The 23,682-nt window shown below is 63.0% G+C and carries 25 protein-coding genes; 9 read left to right on the plus strand and 16 right to left on the minus strand.

Annotation, left to right across the window (positions count from 1 at the left end):
• The first annotated feature begins 10 nt into the window (after nt 1–10).
• Nucleotides 11–883 carry a MaoC/PaaZ C-terminal domain-containing protein gene (locus QCE64_RS34690; RefSeq protein ID WP_310008744.1) on the plus strand — a complete coding sequence of 291 codons (873 nt, stop codon included), beginning with the start codon at nt 11–13 and terminating at the stop codon, nt 881–883.
• 42 nt (nt 884–925) lie between these two features.
• Here the strand turns inward: QCE64_RS34690 and QCE64_RS34695 are convergent, their stop codons facing one another.
• The 4 genes from QCE64_RS34695 to QCE64_RS34710 form a co-directional block, all read right to left on the minus strand.
• On the minus strand, nt 926–1,762 hold the full coding sequence (locus QCE64_RS34695) for an enoyl-CoA hydratase/isomerase family protein (RefSeq protein ID WP_309930606.1): 837 nt from the start codon (nt 1,760–1,762) through the stop codon (nt 926–928).
• A 113-nt stretch (nt 1,763–1,875) separates the two neighbouring features.
• On the minus strand, nt 1,876–2,673 hold the full coding sequence (locus tag QCE64_RS34700) for an IclR family transcriptional regulator (RefSeq protein ID WP_310008747.1): 798 nt from the start codon (nt 2,671–2,673) through the stop codon (nt 1,876–1,878).
• 7 nt (nt 2,674–2,680) lie between these two features.
• On the minus strand, nt 2,681–3,547 hold the full coding sequence (locus QCE64_RS34705) for a helix-turn-helix domain-containing protein (RefSeq protein WP_310008749.1): 867 nt from the start codon (nt 3,545–3,547) through the stop codon (nt 2,681–2,683).
• 244 nt (nt 3,548–3,791) lie between these two features.
• Entirely contained in the window at nt 3,792–4,739 is a 948-nt protein-coding gene (locus tag QCE64_RS34710; RefSeq protein ID WP_309917751.1) for a LysR substrate-binding domain-containing protein, read from the minus strand.
• 191 nt (nt 4,740–4,930) lie between these two features.
• Between QCE64_RS34710 and QCE64_RS34715 the strand changes: the two genes are divergently transcribed.
• From QCE64_RS34715 to QCE64_RS34725, 3 genes are all read left to right on the plus strand, one after another.
• Nucleotides 4,931–6,178, plus strand: a complete 1,248-nt coding sequence (locus QCE64_RS34715; RefSeq protein WP_310008751.1) for an acetyl-CoA hydrolase/transferase C-terminal domain-containing protein — start codon at nt 4,931–4,933, stop codon at nt 6,176–6,178.
• 105 nt (nt 6,179–6,283) lie between these two features.
• Nucleotides 6,284–7,207, plus strand: coding sequence for a DnaJ C-terminal domain-containing protein (locus QCE64_RS34720; RefSeq protein WP_310008754.1), 924 nt, complete (start codon nt 6,284–6,286; stop codon nt 7,205–7,207).
• 5 nt (nt 7,208–7,212) lie between these two features.
• Complete coding sequence (locus QCE64_RS34725; protein WP_309917761.1) at nt 7,213–7,551, plus strand: chaperone modulator CbpM; 339 nt, start codon at nt 7,213–7,215, stop codon at nt 7,549–7,551.
• A gap of 47 nt (nt 7,552–7,598) precedes the next feature.
• On the opposite strand, the gene QCE64_RS34730 is transcribed toward QCE64_RS34725, so the two are convergent.
• The 3 genes from QCE64_RS34730 to QCE64_RS34740 are packed head-to-tail and all read right to left on the minus strand — an operon-like array spanning nt 7,599 to nt 10,874.
• The gene (locus tag QCE64_RS34730; RefSeq protein ID WP_309917763.1) at nt 7,599–8,561 is read right to left on the minus strand and encodes a LysR family transcriptional regulator; all 963 of its coding nucleotides are present in this window, start codon (nt 8,559–8,561) and stop codon (nt 7,599–7,601) included.
• A gap of 38 nt (nt 8,562–8,599) precedes the next feature.
• Nucleotides 8,600–9,952: an MmgE/PrpD family protein gene (locus QCE64_RS34735; RefSeq protein ID WP_310008756.1), complete on the minus strand. Its 1,353-nt coding sequence runs from the start codon at nt 9,950–9,952 to the stop codon at nt 8,600–8,602.
• 25 nt (nt 9,953–9,977) lie between these two features.
• A complete protein-coding gene (locus tag QCE64_RS34740; RefSeq protein WP_310008758.1) occupies nt 9,978–10,874 on the minus strand; it encodes a glycine betaine ABC transporter substrate-binding protein in 897 nt (298 codons plus the stop codon).
• Nucleotides 10,875–11,089: 215 nt separating this feature from the next.
• Here QCE64_RS34740 and QCE64_RS34745 point away from each other — a divergent pair, with 215 nt between their 5' ends.
• Nucleotides 11,090–11,332 (plus strand): hypothetical protein, encoded by a 243-nt coding sequence (locus tag QCE64_RS34745; protein ID WP_310008761.1) that lies wholly within the window; start codon nt 11,090–11,092, stop codon nt 11,330–11,332.
• On the opposite strand, the gene QCE64_RS34750 is transcribed toward QCE64_RS34745, so the two are convergent.
• Together QCE64_RS34750 and QCE64_RS34755 are read right to left on the minus strand one after the other, a co-directional pair.
• Nucleotides 11,326–11,697 (minus strand): GtrA family protein, encoded by a 372-nt coding sequence (locus QCE64_RS34750; protein WP_310008763.1) that lies wholly within the window; start codon nt 11,695–11,697, stop codon nt 11,326–11,328. The genes QCE64_RS34745 and QCE64_RS34750 overlap by 7 nt on opposite strands.
• An 83-nt stretch (nt 11,698–11,780) precedes the next feature.
• Entirely contained in the window at nt 11,781–12,476 is a 696-nt protein-coding gene (locus QCE64_RS34755) for a class I SAM-dependent methyltransferase (RefSeq protein WP_309917775.1), read from the minus strand.
• 336 nt (nt 12,477–12,812) lie between these two features.
• Here QCE64_RS34755 and QCE64_RS34760 point away from each other — a divergent pair, with 336 nt between their 5' ends.
• From QCE64_RS34760 to QCE64_RS34770, 3 genes are all read left to right on the plus strand, one after another.
• A complete protein-coding gene (locus QCE64_RS34760) occupies nt 12,813–13,748 on the plus strand; it encodes a glycosyltransferase family 2 protein (protein ID WP_309930617.1) in 936 nt (311 codons plus the stop codon).
• Nucleotides 13,745–15,313, plus strand: a complete 1,569-nt coding sequence (locus tag QCE64_RS34765) for a hypothetical protein (RefSeq protein ID WP_310008765.1) — start codon at nt 13,745–13,747, stop codon at nt 15,311–15,313. The genes QCE64_RS34760 and QCE64_RS34765 overlap by 4 nt, the downstream gene beginning before the upstream one ends.
• A gap of 210 nt (nt 15,314–15,523) precedes the next feature.
• The gene (locus QCE64_RS34770) at nt 15,524–15,793 is read left to right on the plus strand and encodes a DUF1488 family protein (RefSeq protein ID WP_309812929.1); all 270 of its coding nucleotides are present in this window, start codon (nt 15,524–15,526) and stop codon (nt 15,791–15,793) included.
• Between the two features lie 14 nt (nt 15,794–15,807).
• On the opposite strand, the gene QCE64_RS34775 is transcribed toward QCE64_RS34770, so the two are convergent.
• The 4 genes from QCE64_RS34775 to QCE64_RS34790 all read right to left on the minus strand — a co-directional run bounded on the left by QCE64_RS34775 (nt 15,808) and on the right by QCE64_RS34790 (nt 19,785).
• Nucleotides 15,808–16,374 carry an FcoT family thioesterase gene (locus tag QCE64_RS34775; protein ID WP_310008767.1) on the minus strand — a complete coding sequence of 189 codons (567 nt, stop codon included), beginning with the start codon at nt 16,372–16,374 and terminating at the stop codon, nt 15,808–15,810.
• A 98-nt stretch (nt 16,375–16,472) separates the two neighbouring features.
• On the minus strand, nt 16,473–17,141 hold the full coding sequence (locus QCE64_RS34780) for a MarC family protein (protein WP_309812925.1): 669 nt from the start codon (nt 17,139–17,141) through the stop codon (nt 16,473–16,475).
• Nucleotides 17,142–17,182: 41 nt separating this feature from the next.
• Entirely contained in the window at nt 17,183–18,169 is a 987-nt protein-coding gene (locus tag QCE64_RS34785; RefSeq protein ID WP_310008769.1) for a GTP-binding protein, read from the minus strand.
• Nucleotides 18,166–19,785 (minus strand): amidohydrolase, encoded by a 1,620-nt coding sequence (locus tag QCE64_RS34790; RefSeq protein ID WP_404987849.1) that lies wholly within the window; start codon nt 19,783–19,785, stop codon nt 18,166–18,168. The genes QCE64_RS34785 and QCE64_RS34790 overlap by 4 nt, the downstream gene beginning before the upstream one ends.
• Nucleotides 19,786–19,999: 214 nt before the next feature.
• On the opposite strand from QCE64_RS34790, the gene QCE64_RS34795 reads away from it, so the two are divergent.
• On the plus strand, nt 20,000–20,764 hold the full coding sequence (locus QCE64_RS34795) for a haloacid dehalogenase type II (RefSeq protein ID WP_310008770.1): 765 nt from the start codon (nt 20,000–20,002) through the stop codon (nt 20,762–20,764).
• Nucleotides 20,765–20,779: 15 nt separating this feature from the next.
• Here the strand turns inward: QCE64_RS34795 and QCE64_RS34800 are convergent, their stop codons facing one another.
• The 3 genes from QCE64_RS34800 to QCE64_RS34810 all read right to left on the minus strand — a co-directional run bounded on the left by QCE64_RS34800 (nt 20,780) and on the right by QCE64_RS34810 (nt 23,673).
• Nucleotides 20,780–21,418 carry an isochorismatase family protein gene (locus QCE64_RS34800; protein WP_310008772.1) on the minus strand — a complete coding sequence of 213 codons (639 nt, stop codon included), beginning with the start codon at nt 21,416–21,418 and terminating at the stop codon, nt 20,780–20,782.
• Between the two features lie 90 nt (nt 21,419–21,508).
• A complete protein-coding gene (locus QCE64_RS34805) occupies nt 21,509–22,459 on the minus strand; it encodes an NAD(P)-dependent oxidoreductase (RefSeq protein WP_310008774.1) in 951 nt (316 codons plus the stop codon).
• Entirely contained in the window at nt 22,456–23,673 is a 1,218-nt protein-coding gene (locus QCE64_RS34810) for an alpha-hydroxy acid oxidase (RefSeq protein ID WP_310008776.1), read from the minus strand. The genes QCE64_RS34805 and QCE64_RS34810 overlap by 4 nt, the downstream gene beginning before the upstream one ends.
• Between the last annotated feature and the right edge of the window lie 9 nt (nt 23,674–23,682).

A 23,682-nucleotide genomic window follows, 5' to 3' on the forward strand; every position in this document is an offset into this window, starting at 1 on the left:
GGAGACACCCGTGGCAATCGACTATCACACGCTCAGGAACTGGGCGTTCGACGACGTGCGGCAAACCTACACCGAGCGTGACTGCGCGATCTACGCGCTGAGCGTCGCGTTCGGCAGCGAGCCGCTGGATACGCGTGCGCTGAAGTTCACCTACGGCCCCGAACTCGTCGCCGCGCCGACGATGGCCGCCGTGCTCGGCTTTCCCGGCCTGTGGATGCGCAATCCGGAGACCGGCATCGACTACGCGAAGGTCGTGCATGGCGAGCAGCGCGTGACGCTGTTGCGGCCGCTGCCCGCCGCAGCCACGATCATCGGCCGTACGCGCGTGCAGTCCGTCGTCGATAAAGGCGAAGGCAAGGGTGCACAAGTGCTGACGTCGCGCGACGTCATCGATGCCGCAAACGGTGAAGTGCTGGCGCGCGTCGAGCAACTGAACTTCTGTCGCGGCGATGGCGGCTTTTCCGCGCGTGGCCAAGCCGGCGATGCGCCCCTGCCCGCGCTCTCTCCGATGCCGGACACCCAGGCCGACCTCGTCTGCGATCTGCCGGTGCGTCCGGAGGGTGCCTTGCTGTACCGGCTCAACGGCGACCTGAATCCCCTGCATGCCGACCCGGCGAGCGCACGCGCCGCGGGCTTCGATCGTCCCGTGCTGCACGGGCTGGCGACGTACGGAATAGCCGGCCATGCGATTCTGCGCGCCGTTTGCGCTTACGATGCCACGCGTCTGAAGATGCTGTTCGCGCGCTTCTCCGCGCCCGCTTATCCCGGCGAAACGATACGCGTCGAGATATGGCACAGGCACGGGGCCATGCTGCGCTTTCGGGCGAGATCGCTGGAGCGCGATGTCATCGTATTGAACAATGGCGAGGCTCGAATCGAATGAGAAGAGAGAGCGTGCCGCGCCTGTGCGGCACGCGCCTTCGCTTCATGCACCGCTTGCGGGCGAGACCGGCGTGTCGAGCGGATATTGAGGCGCACGCTTTTCGCGAAACGACGCAACACCCTCGCGCACTTCCGCGCCGCCGAAACCCAGCATCTCCAGCGCGAGCGATGCATCGAACGTGGGACCGGCCTGGCGCAGCCAGTTGTTGAGCGCGTACTTCGTGAGCCGCACGGCGGAAGGCGCACCGTTGACGAGGCGCGTGGCAACGTCCAGCGCCGTGTCCTGAAGCTCGGCGTCGTCCACGGCGAGCGAGACGAGCCCGATCTGCTCGGCCTTCTCCCCGCTCACCGGCTCGCACAGCATGAGGTGGTATTTCGCCTTCGCCATGCCGCACAGCAGCGGCCAGATGATGGCCGCATGATCGCCGGCGGCTACGCCCAGCCGCGTGTGCCCGTCGACGAGCTTCGCGGTTCGGGCCGCCACCGAGATGTCCGCGAGCAGCGCGGCCACCAGTCCCGCGCCGACTGCCGAGCCGTGAATGGCCGAGACAATCGGCTTCGAGCAGTTGATGATGTTGTAGACCAGGTCCTTCGCTTCACGCCAGACGCGCATGCGGGCATCGAACGAGTCGATCATTTCCTCGACCATGTCGAAGTCGCCGCCCGCGGAAAACGCGCGGCCCGCGCCGCACAGGATCACGGCGCCGACTTCGGGATCTTCGTCCACATCGCGCCAGACGCGCGCGAGTTCGTCGTGACCGCGGGCATCGAGTGCGTTGAGACGCTCCGGCCGATTCAGCGTGATGCGCAAGACCCCGCGCGCGGGACGATCGAACGCGAGCGTGGAATACGACGCGTATGACTTCGATTGCTCTGGCATGGATTCCCTCTTCCTCTTCGCAGATGAGTTGAATCCATCGTGATGATCGCATCGCGCGGCGTCAATGCAGCGGGACGCCTCGTTCCGTGCGTTGGAAGCGTGCGTGCCGCGCGTCAGGGCTCGCAGTCGACATCGGCGAGCAGTTGCGTCAGCCGTTGTCCGGCGGCGTGCAACTCGGGAATCGCGCGCTTGCGGATCGCCGCCATGTCCGGTTCGAGTTCGACCGCGCCGCAGTTGAGCGACATCAGCGTGCGCGTGCGGCCCACCCTCAGCGGCAAGGCAATGCCATACGCGTTGCGCTGGAATTCGCCTACCGCCATGCAGACGCCGGTGGTGCGCAGATCGTCGAATGCGGTCTCGAGGTTCCTGCGCACCACGTCCGCATTCTTTCCCGGCGTCGCGAGGATCGCCGCGATACGCTCGCGTCGCTCCGTCTCGGGCAGCGCATACAGATGCGCCCGACCGACCGAGGTGGTTTCCATCGGCAGCAAGGTGCCGACGCCCAGCCGCAGGGTCGCGATCTTCGCGCTCGTTCTGCACGCGATATACAGCATGTCCAGATGATCCGGCACAGCCAGCGCCACGCACAGTTCGAGTTTGTCGGCGAGCTTCTGAAGGAAGGGATTGACGAGGCCCGCAACGGGATTCGCCTCGAGATAAGCATGCCCGATGCTCAGCGCGCCCGCGCTCAGTTCGAACTGCCGTCCGCCGCTCACGCGCCTCAGGAAGCCTACGCGGATCAGCGTGGCGGTGATGCGCGACACGGTCGCTTTCGGAAAGCCCGTGCGGCGCACGAGTTCCGCGTTCGACAGCGGCGCGCGCTCGGCGCGAAACGCGCGCAGGACTTCGAGCCCGCGTTCGACCGTAAGCGTAATGGGCGCGGCAAGCGTGGATTCGGCAACGGTGTTCATGCTCGCCTCATTCATCGAAAGGGACCTGCTCCTGCAGGTGCTGCGCGATCGCGGCCAGGCGCGGACCCAGTTCGCGCTCGATGCGGGCGCGCCCGAGCTTCGCGCTCGGCCCGATGCATGCCAGCACGAGCGGCGTCTGGTCGCGGATCAGCAGCGGCGCGGCGACGATCGCGAGATCCGGTTCCCATTCGCCGAGCGAGGTGCAGTAGCCCGCATTGTGAGTCTGCGAAATGCCCTCGCTGATGCGCCGCCGCAAATGCGGCCAGTCGCGGCCGGCACGACGTTCGACATTGCCCAGCAAATAGAAGCGTTCGAGTTCCGGCAGCGCGGCGAGCAGCGCCCAGCCCATTGGCGATGATGCGATGCGCAAGCGCGCGCCCGCATGCAGATCGAGATCGAGCGTGGCGGGTTTGCTCGCGCAGGTTTCGAGCACGATCACATCGAGACGGTCGCGCGCGGCGAGCACGACATAGGTGCCGCTCGCATCGGCGAAAGCCTGCATGCTCCGGCGCGCGAGCCGCTGCACGCTGGACTGCGCGATGGCGGCATAACCGAGCGAGAGCACCGATGCCGCCAGCCGGTATTTGCGCTGCGCCGGCGCGTAATGCAGGAAGCCGAGCGCGACCAGCGAGCGCAGCATGCGCGACACGGTCGGCGCGGGAATGCCGGTCTCGAAGACGATTTCCTGATTGCCGAGCCACGGCTCCTGTGGCGTGAAGGCGCCGAGTATCGCGAGACTGCGCGCGAGCGGCACGACCATGGTCGGGCTTGCGCCATCGCGTCCCGCATGCGTGCTGTCCAGCAGTGCCGCATTCCAGGCCGGGCGGTTGATCTCCGGTCGTGGCGTGGCGATCCGGCTCGGCTGCGTCGACATGATTGGCTCCAGGGAGGTTCGGCCCGATGCGTTCGATTACAGGATTTCCCGCGCAGCACGTCAATCGCCCTGCGAATGTGTTCCGTGCTTTGAAAGGCCCATTCTTGACCGGAATATCCCGTGCAGCCAGTGTGATCGACCCTTAGCGGGTGGGTGCGGGTGCCTATAGGGGTTTTCACTGTACGGACCGTTCCGCCGCGTGAACGTCCTGAAGACACGTATCAGCAAAGGCGATGCGGGCCGCTCACATTGAGCGGTCGATCTCGCGCAGCGTCACGCCCTTCCACGTTTCGCGTTCGACCAGCTCGGCGATGAGACCCAGCAAGGTCCGGCGAACGGCGACGGTGGCCGCATGCATCGGCATGCTGTTGGGCCAGCAAACGCTCACGGGCCGGCGGATCACGGGCTCGACGATCTTGCGCATGCGCGGCATGCGGGCCGGATCGAGCTGCGCGACGGCCGAGGCCGGCAGTATCGTGCACGCGCGGCCCGAATGCGCGATCAGCAGCAAGGACGGCAAGGAATCGATATCGGCCACGACGTTCAGATCGATCTTCTCGCTCGCGAAGACACGTTCGATCAGCATACGCAGGCCGTTGGACACGCCCGGCGCGACGAGCTTCACGCCGCCGAGTTTCGCGAGCGCACATGTGCCGGAACGCGCGCCGATGTCGCCGCCCGGTTCGCCGAGCAGATACAGCGTTTCGTCGAACACGGGCACGCTGCCGATGCCGGGCGTATCCGATTCGCGGAACAGAATGGCCAGATCGAGGCGGCCGTTCGCCAGCAGTTCGTTCAGATATCCGCTCATGCTTTCGAAGAACTGCAGGCGGATCGCGGGAAACATGTCCTGCACGCGCTCGAACAACGGCACGGCGAGCACGGACGCCATCGTCGTCGGCAAGCCGATGGCCACGGTGCCCGACGCCGCGACGCCGCCTTGCGTGACTTCCTGCCGCAACTGCTCCATCTGCCGCAGCACGACGCGTGCATGACGGTACAGCGCCTCCCCTTCGGCGGTCGGCGTCACGCCATGATTGCTGCGCAACAGGAGCGCCACGCCGAGTTCTTCTTCGAGCCGCGCGATTTGCTGACTGAGCGAGGGTTGCGCGACGAACAGCTTTTCCGCAGCCTTGCCTAGACTTCCGTAATCGACGATGTGAACGAAATAGCGAAGCTGACGGACGTCCATGCAGTGTCTTGAAGCATCGTGAAGAGGTGCGTGCATTCTTGCATGGATCGCTCGAGGAAGGCGCTTTTCAACGGGGTTTCAAAGGACGGAACGCATGTGCTTGCTGCATGGACATCGGACCGGGAGAGCACTTAACGTGTCGCTGGCATGCCCACCCGGGCAACTTCAAGCCAACTTCGCACGATGACCTCATGCACGACCCAGCGACCCTCGATCTCACCGCCGTGATCCGTGCCGGCGATACCGTCATGTGGGGGCAATCGCACGCCGAGCCGATCACGTTGATGCGCGCGCTCGTCGCGCAGCGGCATCGCATCGGACGGACCCGGCTCTTCCTGGGCATCGGTCTCGCGGATGTGCTCGCGCCCGAACACGCCGATGCCTTCGATTTCCTCGCCTACTGCGGCAGCGGCGCGAATCGCACGCTTGCGCGCGCGGGACTGCTCGACATTCTCCCGGCGCATTACTCGCAACTGCCCGGGCTCATGAGCAGCGGATCGTTACGTATCGACGTCGTGATGCTGCAGGTGTCGCCGCCCGATTCATCAGGACGCTACAGTCTGGGCCTCGCGCGCGAGTATCTGGTCGGAGCGCTGAAGCGCGCTCGCGTGATCATCGGCGAGGTGCATCGTGATGTACCGTGGACGCATGGCGGACCTTATCTGCGCCGTGCGGATTTCGACTTGCTCGTGGAGTCCGACGCCGTCTTCGCCAACCCGCCCGCCTCCATGCCGGGGACGGTCGAGACAGCCATCGGCGGGCATGTGGCGAGTCTCATTGTAGATGGCGCGACCTTGCAGACCGGCATCGGCGCGATTCCCGATGCAGTGCTCGCGCAACTCGCGGACCGGCGCGATCTCGGCGTGCACACGGGCAGCATCGGCGACGGCATCGCGGCCCTGTGCGAAGCGGGGGTCGTCACGAATGCGCGGAAGACGATCAATACGGGCATCACGATCGGCGGCGTCATCATCGGTTCGGAACGGGTGCGCCGCTTCGCGCATCGCAATCCGGCGGTTGAGCTGCGCGGCACGGAGTACACGCACGATGCCAGCGTGCTCGCGCAGATCCATCGCTTCGCCGCCATCAACTCCGCCGTCGAAGTGGACCTGACCGGACAGATCAACGCCGAAGTCGCGGCGGGCACGTATGTCGGCGCGGTCGGTGGGGTCGGTGATTTTCTGCGTGCGGCGCAGGCCAGCCGCAACGGAGTGCCGATCGTCGCGATGCCCTCGACGGCGGGCCGGCACAGCCGTATCGTCGCGCAACTCTCCGGTCCCACGACGATCGCGCGCAGCGACGCCTGCGTGATCGTCACCGAATACGGCATCGCGGATCTGCGCGGGCTGTCGATCTCGCAACGCATCCCGCGCATGATGGCGATCGCGCATCCGGATCACCGCGAGCAACTGGAACGGCAGGCGCGGAACGCGGGTTAGCCGGAAACATGTTTCCTTGCTTCCTTGTATAGTAGGCCATCGATTGTCACGCCTCGCCTGCAGGCCATCTACCCGAAGTCGATTGACCGGACGATAAGGGAAACGATGAAATACAAGGACTATTACGCCCTCATGGGCGTTCCGCGAAACGCGACGGAAGCGGAGATCAAGACCGCTTATCGAAAGCTCGCGCGCAAGTTCCATCCGGACCTGAACAAGGAGGCTGACGCCGAGACGCGTTTCAAGGAGATCGGCGAGGCGTATCAGGTTCTCAAGGATCCCGAGCAACGAGCGGCGTTCGACGCGCTCGGCACCGGCTTCAAGGACGGCGAGGAAATCCGCCCTCGCCCGGAGGCGAGCGGCGCATATGGCAGCGATGGCGACGCACAGGCTGCCGAAGACTTCTTCAGCGATCTGTTCGGGAGGCATGCGCGCCAGTCGGCACGCTCCTACACGCCCGAGTGGCCGGGCGAAGATCTTCATGCCAAGGTCACCGTCAGCCTCGAAGACATCTACAACGGCGCGCAACGGACCTTGTCCCTGCAGACGCCCGTGATCGACGATCAAGGACGCGTCACGTATCAGACGCGCACGCTCGACGTAGCCATACCGAAAGGCATTCTCGACGGGCAGCGTCTGCGGCTCGCGAGTCAGGGCGGCCTTGGCATGGGCAACGCGCCGCGCGGCGACCTGTATCTGGAGATCTCCGTCGAGACGCCCAGGCGATATCTTATCGACGGACGAGACGTGACCTCCGATCTTCCGCTGGCGCCCTGGGAAGCCGCGCTCGGTGCGGAAGTCGTCGTACCCACGCCCTCGGGCGACGTGACCGTGACGGTTCCCGCGGGATCGTCGGCTGGCAGGCGTCTCAGGCTCAAGGGTCGAGGCATTCCCGGCAATCCTCCCGGCGATTTCTACGTGATGCTGGGCATCGTCCTGCCTCCCGCGGATACCGACGCCAGGAAGGCCGCCTACGCCGAGATGCGTAAGGCGCTCGATTTCGACCCGCGCGCCCATTTCTACAGGTGACCCTCATGAATGGAAACGATCCTTCTCATCTGCACGGTGAGATCGTCGAGGAACGCATCGAGTTCACGATGGTTGAGCTGTGCCGCATCACGGGTGCATCGCACGAAGATTTCGCCCAATGGGTCGAAGAAGGCGCGTTCGAGCCGCAGGGTGCGCGCGTGGAGGAATGGCGGTTCAGCGGCACGTGCCTGCGCCGCGCCATCACCGCGCAACGCCTGAAGAGCGATCTGGAGCTGAACGCGCCGGGCGTCGCACTCGCGCTGGATCTGCTCGATCAGATCGAGGCATTGCGCAAGCAGCTTGCGCGTTACGGCAACCACGGCCAGGCCCGCGACGCCGCTTGAACATGCCGTGAGCGGCGGCTGATGGCCTACTCGTTCTCCGATCGTCCCTAGCTCAGATGCAGCTTCGCCCCAACGTCGGGAAGCCGCGCCCGGATCTCGGCGAACACGCCCTTCTCGAGCACCCGCCGACTGGTCTGGTAGAGAAATTCCGCCGTATCTTCGTATTCGCCCGCACGCGAAACCTGAAAGATCGTGCGCACCAGCGGCGGATCGGCAACCGGGATGGCCGCGATGTCCTGCAAATGCGCCCGCCCCTGCAACAACGCGAGGGCCGGACAGATCGACCATCCCAGATCGGCCGCGACCATCGCCAGGAGCACGTCCGCCGCGTCGATCTCGAGATGGCGATCGGCGCTCACGCCACGGCGCCGCAGATACCGCTCCGTCACCGCGCCATAGTGCGAGCGCTTGCTGAAGCGGACGAACGGCAACTCGCGCGCCAGCGTCTGAAGATCGGCTGAACGATATTGCTCGCGCCGCGCCGCATGCACGACGAGCAGCGACGGCTCCACGAACAACGGCCGCCGCACGAGGTTATCCATATCGTCCATGGGATCGGAGGTGACGATCAGATCGAGTTGCCGTTGCAGCAGCGCAAGCGAGAGACTGTCGGCGAACCCGGCACGCAGGACGACCTGATTGCCCTGTGCAATCGTGTGCTTGACCACCGCCGGGCCCACGGTGGCCGCGTACGAATCGATCATGCCGATGCGGATCTCCGGCCGGCCGGTCAGGTCCGCTTCACGGACCACCGCAAGCAGCCGCTCCATCTCTTCGACGACCGTCTGCGCGTGCCGCCGCAGCGCGATGCCGGCAGGCGTGAGCAGCACCGGACGGCGGCTGCGGTCGAGCACCTTCGTGCCAAGAATCTCTTCGATCTGCCCGACCGCCTGCGAAACGGCGGACTGCGTGACGCCGAGCGCGCTTGCCGCCGCGGAGATGCTTCCGCTCGACGCGACGGCGTCGAAGACGCGCAAGGCACGGATATCGAGTCGCGATGAATCGCTCACGGGTTATCTCCGGAATTCGGAAGAACGTGGCCGGTTTCTCATCGTTCGACGGGCATGACGCGAATCGTGTCGAGCACCAGTTCGAGCAGCGGCGCCACGGTCTCGCCACTGTCCGCGAGGTTATCGACCCGCGACTCCAGCGCGCGTGCGTGTTGAGTGTCACAGGCCGTTTCGGCAAAGCGCCGGAACTTGTCGCGCAACGCCGCGGCGCCGAACGGCAGATCAGGATCGCCGAGCGCCTGCGTCGGACCTGAATCGAACCGCCGCCCGTCGTTCAGCTCGACCGTCACGCTCGCGTAACGCTGCTGCGGGAACTGCGCATTGAATCCAGGATGCTCTTCCGCGCGAATCAGGCGGCTGACGCGCAGCACCTCGGGATCTTCGAGTCCTGCGCCCTGAAGCGCGTCAAGGGTAACGGCGCCGTGTTTCAGCGCGACCGCCACCGGAAACGGCAAGCTGTATTGCGACACTTCGGTGGTCCTGGGCTCGGGATGATCGAGACGGATCGCGTTGTGGAACGTCTGGATGCGCACGGCGCGTATCTCGCCGATTGTGAAGCTGTGATCCTGCCTGAGCCGCTGCGCCGCGTCGATGGCCGGGTGCGCCCAGCGGCACACCGGCTGCGGCTTGAAGTATTGCTCCATGATGCGCCAGCGCTCGCCGAGATCGTTCCAGTATGCGCGCGACGCTTCCTGCTCGACCGTAATGGCGGGCGCGCCGGTGAAGCCCTGCTGCGCCAGGAAGCCCGCGCTCAGACCCGCCATGCAGCCCCAGCCCGATCCGTCGCGCACCATGGTCGGATGATCGACGCAGCGCATCATCTGGCTGCGCGGACCATGATATTCCGCGATGCCGAGCGCTTCGCGCGTCTGGTTCGCATCGAGCCCGAGCCGCCGCGCCGCCAGCGCCGCCGCCGCCAGCGCGTTCCAGGCGCCCGACGTGTGGTAGTCGCACGCGCTCGCATGCAGCGCGATGCCGGCCCGTGTGCCGACCTCGTAACCCAGCGCGAGACAGGTCAGGAATTCGTGGCCGCTCATGTCGCGTTGCAGATCGGCCAGCGCGAGCAGCGCCGCTATCACGGTCACGCCGACATGGCCCTTGGTCTCCGCGTGCCCATCGTGGCCGTCGCAGCTGTCGATCGTCATCGCCCCGGCCAGTCCCGCGCCGATGGGACTCGCGTGGCGTCCGTCGAACAGCAGACGCGACCGCAGTCTGCCCGCTGCGAAGAACTCAACGGCATGATCGCTGGCGATCCGCGAGAAGTCCGTGCGCCGCCCCATCATCGCGACGCCGAACAGATCGAGCAGGCATAGCTTGCCCTGCTCCACGACGTCGTCGGGCAGATCATCGAAAGTCAGTTCGTGAATGAAGCCAGTCGTGGATGCTTTCATGGAATGTGCGGCGCCAGCCATGTGATCAGAGCAGTCCGGATTGCTGGAGGAAGGCGCGAGCCACGTCTTGCAGCGATTTCTTCTCGAGATCGACGCTGGCATTGAGGCGAATCATGGTGGGCGTGTCGAGCCGGGCGGCCAGTGCGTTCAACGTGGGCGCGAGCGTCGGGTTGGCATCGAGCGTTGCCTTGCGCACCACCGGCGCGAGTGTGTTCGGCTGGATGAACCCCTTGTCGTCCTTCAACACCACAAAATTGAACGCGGGAATGCGGCCGTCTGTCGTGAACACGAGCGCGACGTTGACTTGCCGGTCCTTCAGCGCCTGATACGTGAGGCCCGAATCCATCCGCATGATCTCGCTGGGACCGAAGCTGAAGTCATAGGTCTTTTCGAGCGGACGCAGTCCATCCGCGCGGCCGTAGAACTCCGAGTTGCAGGCGAAGATCATCGACTGGCCACCGCGCACTACCTTGGCGAGATCGCTGATCGACGCGATACCCAGTTTCTTCGCCTCGTCCTGATTCATCGCGAACGCATAGACGTTGTCGACCTTCGATGGAGCGAGCCAGACGAGACCCTTCGGCGCGTCGAGTTCGCTGACCTTGCGGTACATGTCCTGCGCGCTCAGCTTGTCGGTGAATTTGTCGTAGTTGTTCAGCGCAGTGCCGACGTATTCCCAGTACACATCGATTTGCCCATTCTCCTGAGCCTGACGCAGCACCATGCTTCCCATGCCGACTTTCTTGTCGACGGAAAAGCCCTTTGCTTCGAGCAATTGCGCGGTGAGTTCCGCCATCAATTGCTGCTCGGTGAAATTCTTCCCACCAATCACGACCGTTTTCGACCAGGCGGAGACCGGTGGAGCGAGCGTCGTCAGAACGAACAGCAGTGCACACAACTTCCTGAGAAATGAATTCTTCATGGCTTTTCTCGCTGTCATCAAAAGGCGGGATATGGCTGCCTTGGCGAAGGAGCTCATCGCAACGACACCCTTGTCATCTGAATCGACAAAAGAATCTGTGCGGTACATAGTGAGCTGATACTAATGTCATGAGCCGGAAAAACGAAATTAACGCGGCAGATTAAGCAAATCTAATACTGATTTGAAAGGCCGTTAATCTGGTTATCGGAGGAAGGGTGACCTCGGCCGGCATCGTGGAGGCCGTGGCGAGTCTCGTCACGAAATCGATGCTCTCAGCCGAAGTGCGCGGCGACAGTGTGCAGTGTCGTCCGCTCGACACCACGCGCGATCATGCGAGGCGCAAGCTGGAAGAAGCCGGTGAGTCCGACATGATGGCGCAGCGTTCTGCGCAGCGTTCTGCGCAGCGTGCCAGGAGGTTTGCGTGCTGCGAGCGGACAAATAGCGGGCGCGGCTACTGAGGCGCGGGCCCTTCGCGCAACGCCCAATATTTGTTGCCGATGAATCCCACGATGACATACACCGGAATGCCGCTCAACTGTGCAGAGTAGGGCGCATGCGTGATGTGCAGGACGAGCAGGACCACGCACAGATTCGCGAGATACGAAACGAGCACCACGACGAGGAAGCGGAGTGCCGCGTGACGCGTGGCGGCAGTCTGGAACGTGAACTTGCTGTTGAGCGCGAAACTGATCGCGACACCCACGCCGTAACCGATCATGTTCGCGATCACCGGCCGTGCGCCCGCTGCCTGCACGCCCAGGATGATGGCGCCCGCGAGCACGGTGTTCACGCCTCCAACCAGCAGATACTTCAGGAACTGCAAGCGGACATTGCGACTGGAAGTTGCATTCGCAATCATTGATGAGAAGTCAGAGTGGTGAGCGTGGGGATGCCGGCAACACGGAATCAGGCACCGGTTGCGTACACCGCATATTGCGCACCGAGCGGCACGTGAGTCAGATATTTTTCCAGCGGACGCAACGCGGCGAGCGCGTGCGGGAAAAAGATACGGTAGCGCACCTGAACATCGGTAAAACCGGCATCACGGCATGCGCGCTGCATCCTGGACGCGGTGATGAGCCTGGCATTGACATCGAATTCACAGGTATTGACCGCGCGTACGGTCAGCGGATTATAAGGGTTGTGCTCGAATATCACGAGCGTGCCGCGCGCACCGACCACGCGATGCAATTCACGCAGCAGACTCACATGCTCGGCATGATCGATGTGATGAAACACACACATCGCATAGGCGAGGTCGAATTCGCCGGGCTCGAACGGAAGCGTGCGCCCGTCGAAATGCACGAAGCGTGCGTCATCCGCGAAACGGCTCTTCGCAAGCTCCAGAGACCGCTCCGATACGTCCGCACACGTCAGCTGCGCGGCAGGCAGATACTGGCGCACCCACGGCACCGACGTGCCCACGCCCGCGCCGAAGTCCAGCATGCGCGCGGGCACGGCGTTGCGGCGTTCCATTTCCTCGGCGATATCGCGAATCTTGTACTCGGCAAAGAACGCCGGACCTTCTCCGGATGCTGAAATATTTTTTGTATGCAACGCGAGATATTCGTCTGCAAAGCTATCGAATTCGGCCTTGTCCATACGCGTGCTCTCTCCCTTTCATTCATTCGTCTGCCCTATCCGGACTACCCGTTACTGTAGCGCAATGCGCAGTTCGACGATGTCGTGATGATTCATCAGATGTACTTGGCTTACAACTTCTTTCATATGCATAAGACACGGATCGAGTCATGAAATTCTTGTGTTTGATTTCGCACTGCGCTTAGTATGTACGTGACATTCATGTCCCGCATTTGTCTGCATCGCGCGTGCCGCTTCGACATCAAAGGCTGCATTGCCGCGTCCGTCCCTTGCCATCACGGGAAATCCGTTCGCGTTGCACGTCGCCCAACGCCTTGGGCATCAGGGGTTCCGCCTATGACGACGTTGAATCTCATCGTACCCTGCTACAACGAAGAAGAAGTCATCACGGAAACGTGCTCGCGTCTGCTTGCGCTTCTGGAGCGTCTCATTGCCGCGTCCCTAGTCAGTGACGAGAGCAGGATCACCTTTGTAGACGATGGTTCGCGCGACCGGACCTGGTCGATCATCGAGACCCTGCACGCATCCAATGCGCGTTGCCGGGGCATCAAGCTGTCGCGCAATCGCGGGCATCAGAACGCATTGCTCGCGGGCCTGCTGGTTGCGGAAGGCGATGTGCTCGTGAGCCTCGATGCCGACCTCCAGGACGATATCGAAGCCATTCCGCGCATGCTCGAAGAGCATCGAAAGGGCGCGGAGATCGTCTTCGGCGTGCGGCACAAGCGGAAGAGCGATACGTTCTTCAAGCGCTTCACCGCGCGGAACTACTACAAGGTGTTGAAGGCGCTCGGCGTCGATATCTTGCCCGGTCATGCCGACTTCCGCCTGATGAGCCGCAAGACGCTGGATGCCCTCAAGGAGTTTCAGGAAGTCAACCTCTTCCTGCGCGGCATCATTCCGCTGCTGGGATTCAGGACGGCAATCGTGGAATACGAGCGCGCCGCGCGCTTCGCGGGCACGAGCAAATATCCGCTCGCGAAAATGCTGGCCTTTGCGTTTGACGGCATCACATCGTTCTCCGCCGTGCCCTTGCAGTGGAGCACGCGGATCGGCGCGCTCCTCGCACTTGGCTCGCTGTGCTTCGGCGCATGGGCCGTGTATGCGCGTCTCTTCACCAATCTGGCCGTGCCCGGCTGGGCGTCCACCGTGGTGCCGATGTATTTCCTCGGCGGCATCCAGTTGTTGTTCCTCGGCGTCATCGGCGGGTATATCTCGAAGACCTATGCGGAGACGAAGCATCGTCCGCGCTTCATCATCGAACGAACCTTATGAATATGCTTGGGTCGTCCGCGAGTGCGTCGGTATCGCGCAGCGGTTCATTGCTCGAGTGGATGCCGCGAGCGCTGTTCATCGTGACGCTGCTCGGCGGAGCCTTGCTGTTCTGGATCGCGCCACGGCCGCCGCTCGTCGATCTGCCGCAACACGCCGCGCAGGTGATGCTGCTGCGCGACCTGATCGATCATGCGTCGGCGTGGCAGAGCCTCGTGCGCATCAATCTCTTCACGCCCTATCTGATCGGCTATGGTCTGGCGCTGCCGCTCACTTACGTGATGTCGATCTCGTCAGCGCTCAAGCTCGTCCTGATGATCGCGTATGTCGGCTTCGTCATGTCGTGCGTTGGCTTTCGCAGGCATCTGCACGGCGACCCGCGGCTCGATGTGCTCTTCATTCCCGGTTTCTTCGGCTTTGCCTTTGCATGGGGCTTCTATACGTTTCTGGTAGCGGCGCCGGTGGGCATGCTGTTCATGTGGCTCGCCCATCGATCCGCCACGCAGCCTTCGTTCAGCCGCGGCGTGGGCGTGTTCGTCGCGGGCGTGGCGCTGTTCTTCTGTCACGGTCTCGTCTTTCTGTTCGCTTGCGGGATCGGTGCGGGCTTTGCGCTCGTCAAGCCGCGCCAGATCCGGGGCAAACTGCTGGCGCTCGCGGCATTCGTGCCGCTCGGCCTGCTGTGCATCGTCTATACGCTCTGGAGTCACGCCAGCGATCCGGTTCTCGGCCACACCATCGACAATGTCGCGAAGGTCGACTGGGGCTGGTCGGACACCGGCGGCAAACGTCTGCTGCTGTTTCCGATGATGGTGTGGGGCCTCACGAAATGGAGCGCAGTTTATTTGCCGCTCTTCGTGCTGATGGGCATCGCGCCGTGGCTCTGGCGGGACCGTATCAATCCCGATCGCGCGGTGCTGGTGCCGACGATCGTCATGGGGTTCATCTGGCTGGCCGTGCCGAACCTCGCGCTCGGCACGGCGTATCTCTATCAGCGCTTCGCGCTCTTTCTGCTGCCCGTCTATGCGCTGATGTTCGTCGCGCCGGAACCGGTTGCCGGCGTGAAGCGCGACAGGCGCGGCTTCGTCATGCAAGTCGTCATCATTGCGGGCTGCTGGATCTTCCTCGCGAATCAGGCGGTCCGGCTGCATCGTTTCGCGGTGGAAATCGCGCCGCTGGAGCAACTGCTGTCCCGAACGGAGCCGAATCAGCGCGCGCTCAATCTGGTGATGGACGGAGCCAGCGATGCCTACTGGAGTCCGTTCGCGTATCAGCATCAGGCGCTGTGGTATCAGGCGGAGAAGCACGGCTTCGTCGATCCGAACTTCGCCCAGTTCCTTCCGCAGATCGTGCGTTTCAGGCCGGCGCAATTGCCTGTGCATGCGTCACAACTGGATCGCTTTCCAGGCTCGTTCGACTGGAAGCAGGACAACGGCCGCTTGTATCGCTATATCTTCGTCCGGTCGGCAGAGCCCTTGCCCGCCGATTACTTCGCCAATGGCGAGTGCGATGTGGCCTTGCTTGCGCGTGAGGGAAAGTGGGCGCTGTATGAGCGGCATGCATGCCGGTGAATGCGCGACTCGATGACTGCGAGAAGAAACATCAGACCGGCCGCCGTTCCATACTTCCCGAGCGCACTAGTCGATTATTTTTTTCCGCATGGCGCGCGATTTTTGTTCTTGATAACCTGCGCCATCGTCAATAGCTCTTCAGGCATATGACACGAATCCTTCTGCGCACGGTTTGAGGCCGTCGCGGTCGAATGTAACGTCGAGGATGCAATGCTTGCACTAGAGGGCGGCCCGCGGTTCTTTGCCGAGGGGCGCCTCATCACTTTCACGCTGCGGTCGCGCGGCAAGGCCATTACGTGCGCGGTCACGCGCGACGCACTGGAGCGACACTTCCTGCAGCGCCGGACTTCGGACGAGCGAACCTTGCTGTCGGTGTTCGAGCGCGGACTCAAACGGATTCTGGAAGCCGCCGACAAGAAGAGCCGCGTCTTGCGCGGCTCGCGGATCCTGTTGACGGCGCATGACCTCGGCGAGGCTTAGCTCGCTGTTCATCTTCACATCACCGGAATAGCAAAAGTCGCTTGTCCAAAGAAGGCGGGCGGCTTGTTCGGGGCGCTTTGCGCATCGGTGAATTCAAACTCCGATGCCATGAACACCATGCCGGCATGCTTGCGCATTTTCGTGAACGAGAAGCGCATGACGACGTTCCGGCCATCCAGCGTGCGCCTGAACTGTGTCTTCACGGACGTGATGAACGTGCGCGTCAACACGTTTTCCTTGAAGCTCTGAAGATCCGCCGTGCCGATCGCCTCGCGAAAAGCATGAGGGGCATCATCGGTCACGAAGTCGGCAATCGTGAGAAACGCGATCTGATTGAGACAGAGTAGCGATTCCACCGCGTTGAAGTGACCGGTCTGTGAGCCATAGAACGTCTCGGGAACGCAGACTTCGGCAAACGCGACCAATTCATGATCGAACGAAATATCCCGGAAAGCCCTGTCGATATAAACGCATTCCGCCTTGTAAGGCTCGAGAATGGCGTCTTTCAGGAATGCCGGAATGGGTCGAAAGTTATCGGATTGAAAGAGCGGGGATTCGAGTGGTTTCAGTGGCGCGAGCATGATTCTTTCCTCGGGTCGGATTACGTAGATTCAGTCTACGTAGCGACAATTAGCGAGGAATGATCCCCTCGCCTGCTTGCCTGCTTGCGCGCCGGACGTCAATGCAGCTTCAGGCTTTCGATCAACCCGGACGCGCCGATCCACAACAACTGAACGCCGATGCAGAACAGGACAAAGGCGAAGAGTCTCATCGCGATCTGGGTGCCCACTTTTCCCAGCAACTTTTCCAGCCGCCCGCAATATCGCACGCACAGGAAAATGCTCAGGCACAGCAGCACCAGGGCGACGCCGACGCCGGCCAGGTGTACTGGCTGCAGACCTGCGTGCGGCGATCCGGTGCCCAGTGCGATGGCCACCGCGATGGATCCGGGCCCGACGGTAATGGGCAAGGTCAGCGGATAGAACGCCTTGGTGCGCAGCGATGCCGCGCGGTCGGCCGCCGGCGCGACCTCCTCCGCCGTGCTGTCCTCAGTGGGCGCCTGCAACAGGCCCCAGCCTGCCATGGCAATGACGACGCCGCCCGCAACACGCAACACGTTCTCCGAGATGCCGAAGAACGACAGCACATACGCGCCGACCGACAAGGAGGCGAGCAGGATCACGAAACCGTTGATGGCAATCCGGCGCGCAAGCTCCGCGAGATCCCGGTCGCTGGCGCCCCGCACCATGCTCAATACGATCAATGCAACAGCAGGCGGATTGATGATCGGAAAGAGCGTCGTGACGATCAGCAATACCGACTTGGAAAATTCGTTCAACATCGACATGATGGCGGGTCCGTTGTCCCTCTGTGTCCAGTGAAAGCGCGTCAGCTTTGCAGCGAGGTCCAGCGAATCGATCCGTCCAGGGCGAATGCTTCGAAATCACCGAGCCCGCAGTCCCTGACGATGAAGATGGCGGCCATGTCGGAAGCACCCTCCAGACGACGCGGCTGGGAGAACGTCGTGCCCACGCTTTGCAAGAGCACGCGGTCTTCGCCCGAAGGACCGGGAACGATGGCCTTCATCCTCAACAGGCGCTCGCCGAGCGCGCCCGACACGTCTTCGATCCAGTCCAGGGTCTGTTCCCATTCCGTTGCGCGGCGAAAGCGCGCGCAAAAGACCCGCACGCGCGGATGCAGCAAGGCGCGCGGTGCATGGCTGTTGAATCCCGGCGCAGTCCAGTCGAACGCCGTGGCCCCCTGCACTTCGCGAAACGCTTCCGTGGCTCGCATCGCGGCCGTATCGGCATCGACGACACGCGCCAGCGGATTCAGCCGATGGGCATTGTCCCGTGCGAGCCGCCGTTGTTCCGTGCCGATCAAGTCCGTCTTCGTCAGCACGATCGTATGCGCGGCGCCGAGTTGTGCCGACACGCTGTCGAAATCCTCCGTGTCAAGCGGCGGGCGGCTGCAATCATAGGTCGCGACGATATGAATGCGCAGCCCCATCGAAGCAAGCGGACTCAACGAACGCATCACCTGTCCCGGACGGGACAAACCGCTGCACTCCAGCACGATGCGTTCGAACGCAGGCTGTCCGTTTCGCGCGCGTGTGTCGACGAGATCTTCGATCGTCGTCACGAGGTCATCGGACAACGAGCAGCAGACGCAGCCGTTGCTGAGCGTTGCCATGGGAATGCCGCGCGCCGACTCCGACAGCACCGCACCGTCGATATTGATCGCCCCGACTTCGTTGACGATCACGGCGGTCATGGCAGCCGCTTCGTCATCGGCGAGCAGCGCTTCGAGCAAGGTCGTCTTGCCGCTGCCGAGCATGCCGGCGAGCACCACGAATTGAGTGCCGTGCCCGTTCATTTCGCTTGCTCCGTCGCCGTGTGGAAGGGCGTCGCGCCTTTGGGCCAGGTCGTCGCGACCAACTCGCGAACGTCGTGCAGCAGTTCATCGACATCGAACACCACACCGGACTTGATGGTCAATTCCAGCGCACGCTTCTGCTCGACCGTGCCGAGATCGTCGTTGAGGCGCATCGCGCCGGTTCCGTACAGAAGCTTGAAATCCGCCAGAGGATTCTCGCGATGCACCAGCACGTCGCCGCGCCGTCCTACTTCGAGCACGCCCGCCTCTTCGCCAATACCCAGCAGGTCCGCGGCATGCGAAGTCCCGGCACGCAATACCTCGGAAGGCAGGAAGCCCGCTTCCTGGAGCAATTCCAGTTCGCGGATGTAGCCGAATCCGTAGATCTGGTACATGAAACCCGAATCGCTTCCGGGGCAGACACGCCCGCCGCGGTTCTTGTAGTCGTTGAGGAAGTGCATCAGGATGCGATAGCTCTCGCGCCATTCCACCTCGTTCTTCACGGACCAGCGGTAAAAGTACGCACCGTGTCCGCCGCGCTGGGGCTGGAAGTACTTCCACGTCGTCTGATCCGTGTAGGAATCGTGCCATTCCGCGCGACGTGCGCGCATGACATCGCGATTGCCGTCATAGACGTTCAGCGTCGGCACGAACGTATGCCCCGCTTCGAGGAAGGCGTCGAGCACATCGTTCCATTTCTGCGAGCCTGGTTCTGCTGCCTGAAGGAAGGTCTGGCCCGCTGTGGAGAAGCGCAAGTACTCGTCGTTATAGTTGTAGTCGTCGGAGATGGCCTGTAGCGAGCGTCCATCGAACAGGGCTTCTGGAATGCCGTAGGAATGCTCGGTGCTCGTCAGGCCCCAGCGCGCCGTTCTCAACGCATTCATGCTGCCGACCGATGACTGCGCATGATGGCAACACGCCCGCAGGCCCAGCTTGCGGCATTCGTCGAGTGCCGCCTGCATGATCGCGGGCGGCGCACCGAAGAACTTCACGCCTTCCGCACCTTTGTCGCGCGCTGCCCGCAGCCATTCACGGCCCTGCTCGGGACTATAGATGGCCTTCAGGTAATCGTTGACGGCCGGGAAGTACACATAGGGATACAGGTGCGGAGCAGCGATCCGGTTGGCTTCGGCTGCCGCCTTTTGCTCGCGCGTCCAGGCGAGTCCGTTCATGCACCCGGTCTCGCGCACCGACGTGACGCCATGCGCGAGCCACAGCTTGTAGATGTAGTCCGCCGGCATCATCTCGCCGTTTTCGGCGTGAAAGGGCGTGCCGATATGCGCATGACTGTCGATGAAGCCCGGCGTCACGTATTTGCCGGTGCAATCGATTTCCCTGTCTCCTGCTGCGGGACGTCCATCCTGTTTCAGTGGCTTGTGAGGGACGCCGACCACGGCGATGTCAGTGATCCTGCCGTCTTCGATCACGATGTCCGCTGGACCGAACGGCGGCGCTCCGGTGCCGTCGATCACGGTCGCGCCGCGCAGCACGAGCCGGTGAAAAGGGCCCTCGCCGCGGTCTCGCTGCGTCGCGGGCTTCAATTGCTTGAGGCCCTTCTTCGCGAAACCCGCGACCATCTCCTCGCCTACTTCGATATTCGTGCTCGTCACGCTCATCATTCACCTCGGAGTTCAAAAGATCAGATCAACCACGATGACGCATGGCATACCAACCTTCTCTGATAACACTCCCTATGCTGATTGCCATGAATGAGTTGAAAATTATCTGGATCCCGTACTCTGGATTCGTCTGCGTAAATCCAGCTTAATTAATGGCCGTTACTCTGTGAACACTGATTGAAACCAGCAGACGACCCGCAGAGAGGAAAGCATGAACACGAGCACCGCATCATCCCCGGCGACCCGTGCCTATTCGAAGCTCGATCCACGCGGCATCAAGGCCATCGCATTCGACATGCAAGGTACGCTGCTGGATTTCTACGGCACGATTGTCGAGGCTGGATCGAAGTTCGCCGTGAAGGACGCGACGGCCACCGCGTGGTCCGGCTTGCTGGCGCATTGGCGTCACGCGTATCGCGTTCAGCTGGATCAGGTCATCAACGGGACGGCTAGCTGGCGCTCGACGGACCAGATCTATCGGGAAACGCTGGACACGGCTTTACATGCCTCGTTGTGGGAAGACGCATTCACGCAGCAGGATCGCACTGAACTGAGCGCGGCGTGGAGCACGCTGAAGCCCTGGCCGGATACGCGGCCGGGCCTGATGCAGTTACGCGATCGATACACGCTTTCGACGCTTTCAAACGGCTCGATGTCGTCCCTCATCCACATCGTCAAGCAGCACGATCTGCCGTTCGATTGCGTATTGACCGCCGAACTGGTGCGCTCTTCCAAGCCTGATCCGAAGGTGTACGCGCTCGCGCAGCGATCTTTCGGTCTGGATGCAAACGATATCCTGATGGTGGCCTGCCACAAGTACGACCTCGAGGCCGCGAAGGCATTCGGCTTCCGCGTGGCGTTCATTCCCCGGCCGCTGGAATTCGGCCCGGGCGGCAACCCGGATACGAGCGATGAAGCCTGGTTCGACGCGTTCGCCCCGAGCCTGACTGCTTTAGCCGAGCTATTGGACCGCTGAAAGGGCCGAGACGCCCTACTGCCCGAACCCGATCATGCCCGACCGGCTGAGCGTGACGTTCCTGCTCACGCCAGCCGGCGCATTCGCGAGCACCCACGCTGCCGACACTTCGCCGAACGGGTCCTTGCTCGACATGCCGTCGGTCGGCACGACGACCTTGAAGCCGCGCAACGCGGCTTCGCTTGCGGTGTACAGCACCGCGCCGTGCGCCATGGTGCCGGTCACGATCACCGTCTGAATCCCCCTCGACTTCAGAGCGGCTTCCAGATCCGTTCCGAAGAACTTGTCGACGCCCGACTGCACCACCGTTTCATCCCCCATAGCAGCGATGGACGGCGGCACTGCCTGCATCGTGCCCGTGCTCGTCAGGCTATAGACGATCATCAGGTTCGCGCGGCGTGCCTTCTTGAGCAGGTCTTCGACGTACGGCAGCGAGGCCGCACAGGTCGGACGCTCCTTTGTGTTGCAGGTGCTGGTATCGAAATCCAGCAGCAGCAAGGCTGCGTGAGCAGGATCGGTCACGGTGAACGGCTTCAACGGCGGCGGCGCCGGCATCTGCGTCGCTTGCCATGAAGCGATGATGTCGGCCTGTGCCGCACTGTTGAAGGAAGAGAAAAGCCAGAAGGCGCATAGCACACTCAGCACGGCACGCATGATGTCTCCGGGTCGACATGATCCAGGCGGGTCAGCGCCAGACCGAAGATTTTACGCCGACACTCGGCTGACACGCTTCCGGCCGCGCGGCTAGCGTTGCACATCAGCGGAAGACGAGACCGGCATCCCGTTCAATTCCCGCAACACATCGAACATGCGCGGCACATAGGCATCCCCGTGCCCGAGATTGGTCGCCAGCACATACATCTGCCGCACTGCTTCCGCGATCACCGCCGTCGACGATTGCGCGGACGCGAGTTGCGCATACGAGCGCATATCTTTCGCGGCATTGCGGATGGCGAACTGCTGACCGCTGTCGTCGCCTTCGAGCAGATACGGCACGATGCGATCGAAGGTCTTGCTGTGCGCCCCGCTCAGGCGGCACGCAGCGGCGAATTCGTGCAGGTCGAGACCGGCCTTCGCTGCCGTACCAAAGGCTTCCGCGAGAATCGCGCCATTGGCTTGCGCGATGAAGTTATGAACCAGCTTCGCGCAATAGCCCGCGCCGTGGCCGCCGAGATGATGCACGGTCTCCGCGTACGCGGCCATCAATGGACGCACGCGATCGAGCACGCCCGCCTCCCCGCCCACGAGCACATTCAGCCGCCCTTCGCGCGCTTCCTTCGGCGTGCGGTTCACCGGCGCATCGAGAAAGCATGCGCCCTTCCTTTCAAACGCGGCGGCGGCTTCCTTCGCGAACTCGGGATCGGATGTGCTGCTGTCGATGACGATCAACCCTTCATGCGCGCCCGCAAGCAGCCCGTCTTCACGAAACACGACATCGCGCACCTGAGGCGTGCCGGTCACGCAGATGATGATGACATCGGCGTTGCGCGCAAGCTCGGCCGCACTAGCGCTTTCGGTTGCGCCCTGAGCGACGAGCGCATCGATCGCCGTGCGGCTGCGATGCGCGAGCGCCGACAGCCTGAACCCCTTATTGAGCACCTGGACCGCGATGGCACTGCCCATCAGTCCCAATCCCACCATGCCGACGCGCTCGATGCGCGCCCCCGATGTCGTTTCCTGTCCAGTCACGTTCATTGCAACCCCATCTCATGTACCTGTTCGAGCGCTTCTGCACGCAGGCTCCACTTCACATACTGCCGATCCAGCGCGCCGATGCTCCCACAGCCCAGCAGGCCAATCACGCGATCGACCTCCGTCTTCAGTATCTCGATCGCGCGATCCACGCCCGCACGGCCGCCCGCCGCGAGTCCATACGTCGTCGCACGGCCGACGAGGACCGCATCCGCACCATACGCCATGGCCTTGACGATATCGCCGCCGCGCCTGAAACCGCCGTCGAGCATCACGGCGAGACGTCCTTTCACGGCATCGACGACGTCGGGCAACACGTCCATGGCCGAGATGGAGCCGTCGAGTTGTCGCCCGCCATGGTTCGACAGCACGATGCCATCCGCACCCAGCGACGCGGCGCGCACCGCATCGTCCGGATGCAGCAGCCCCTTCACGATGAGCCGTCCCGGCCAGCGATCCCGCAGCCAGCGAATATCCTCCCACGACAACGAAGGGTCGAGTTCCTTCGCCAGCGCCGACGCCGCGCCGCGCACGCTGTCCTGCCCCGGCGGCAGCAGATCGCCGAGATTGGCGAAGCGCGGCATGCCGTGCGGCCATAACACGTCGAGCATCCAGCGCGGATGCGCGAGCACATCGAGCGTATTGCGCAGGTCGAGCTTGAGCGGACGCGCGTAATTGCGCAGATCCCATTCGCGCTTGCCGTAGATGGCGCTGTCGGTGGTCACTACAAGCGCTTCGACGCCTGCAAGTTGCGCGCGCTCCGCGAGCTTCGCCACGAAGTCCCGCGTGCGGTACATGTAGACCTGCATCCACACGCGTCCGCCCGCGCGCTCGATCACGCGTTCGAGCGGCACCGTCGACGCATTGCTCAGGATGAACGGAATGCCGGCTGCAGCCGCCGCTCCTGCCAGCGCGATGTCGCCTTCGTGTGACAGCAAGCCGCTGAAACCCGTCGGCGCGATCATGAACGGCGCCGCGCTGCGCTTCCCGAAGAGATTGATGCCGATGTCGCGCTTCGAGACATCCACGAGCGAGCGCGGCCTGAACGCGATCTCCGCGAACACGTCGCGATTGCGCCGCAACGTGGCTTCCTCTTCCGCGCCGCCTTCCACATATTCGAAGCAGAAGTTCGGCACGCGCCGCGCCGCCATCGCGCGCAAATCCTCGATGCTGTGCGCGCGGCGCGGGTCATTGCCGGAATAAAGACGACGCTGCATGTTCTCGTC

The organism is Caballeronia sp. LZ043 (assembly GCF_031451075.1).
GTDB lineage: Bacteria > Pseudomonadota > Gammaproteobacteria > Burkholderiales > Burkholderiaceae > Caballeronia.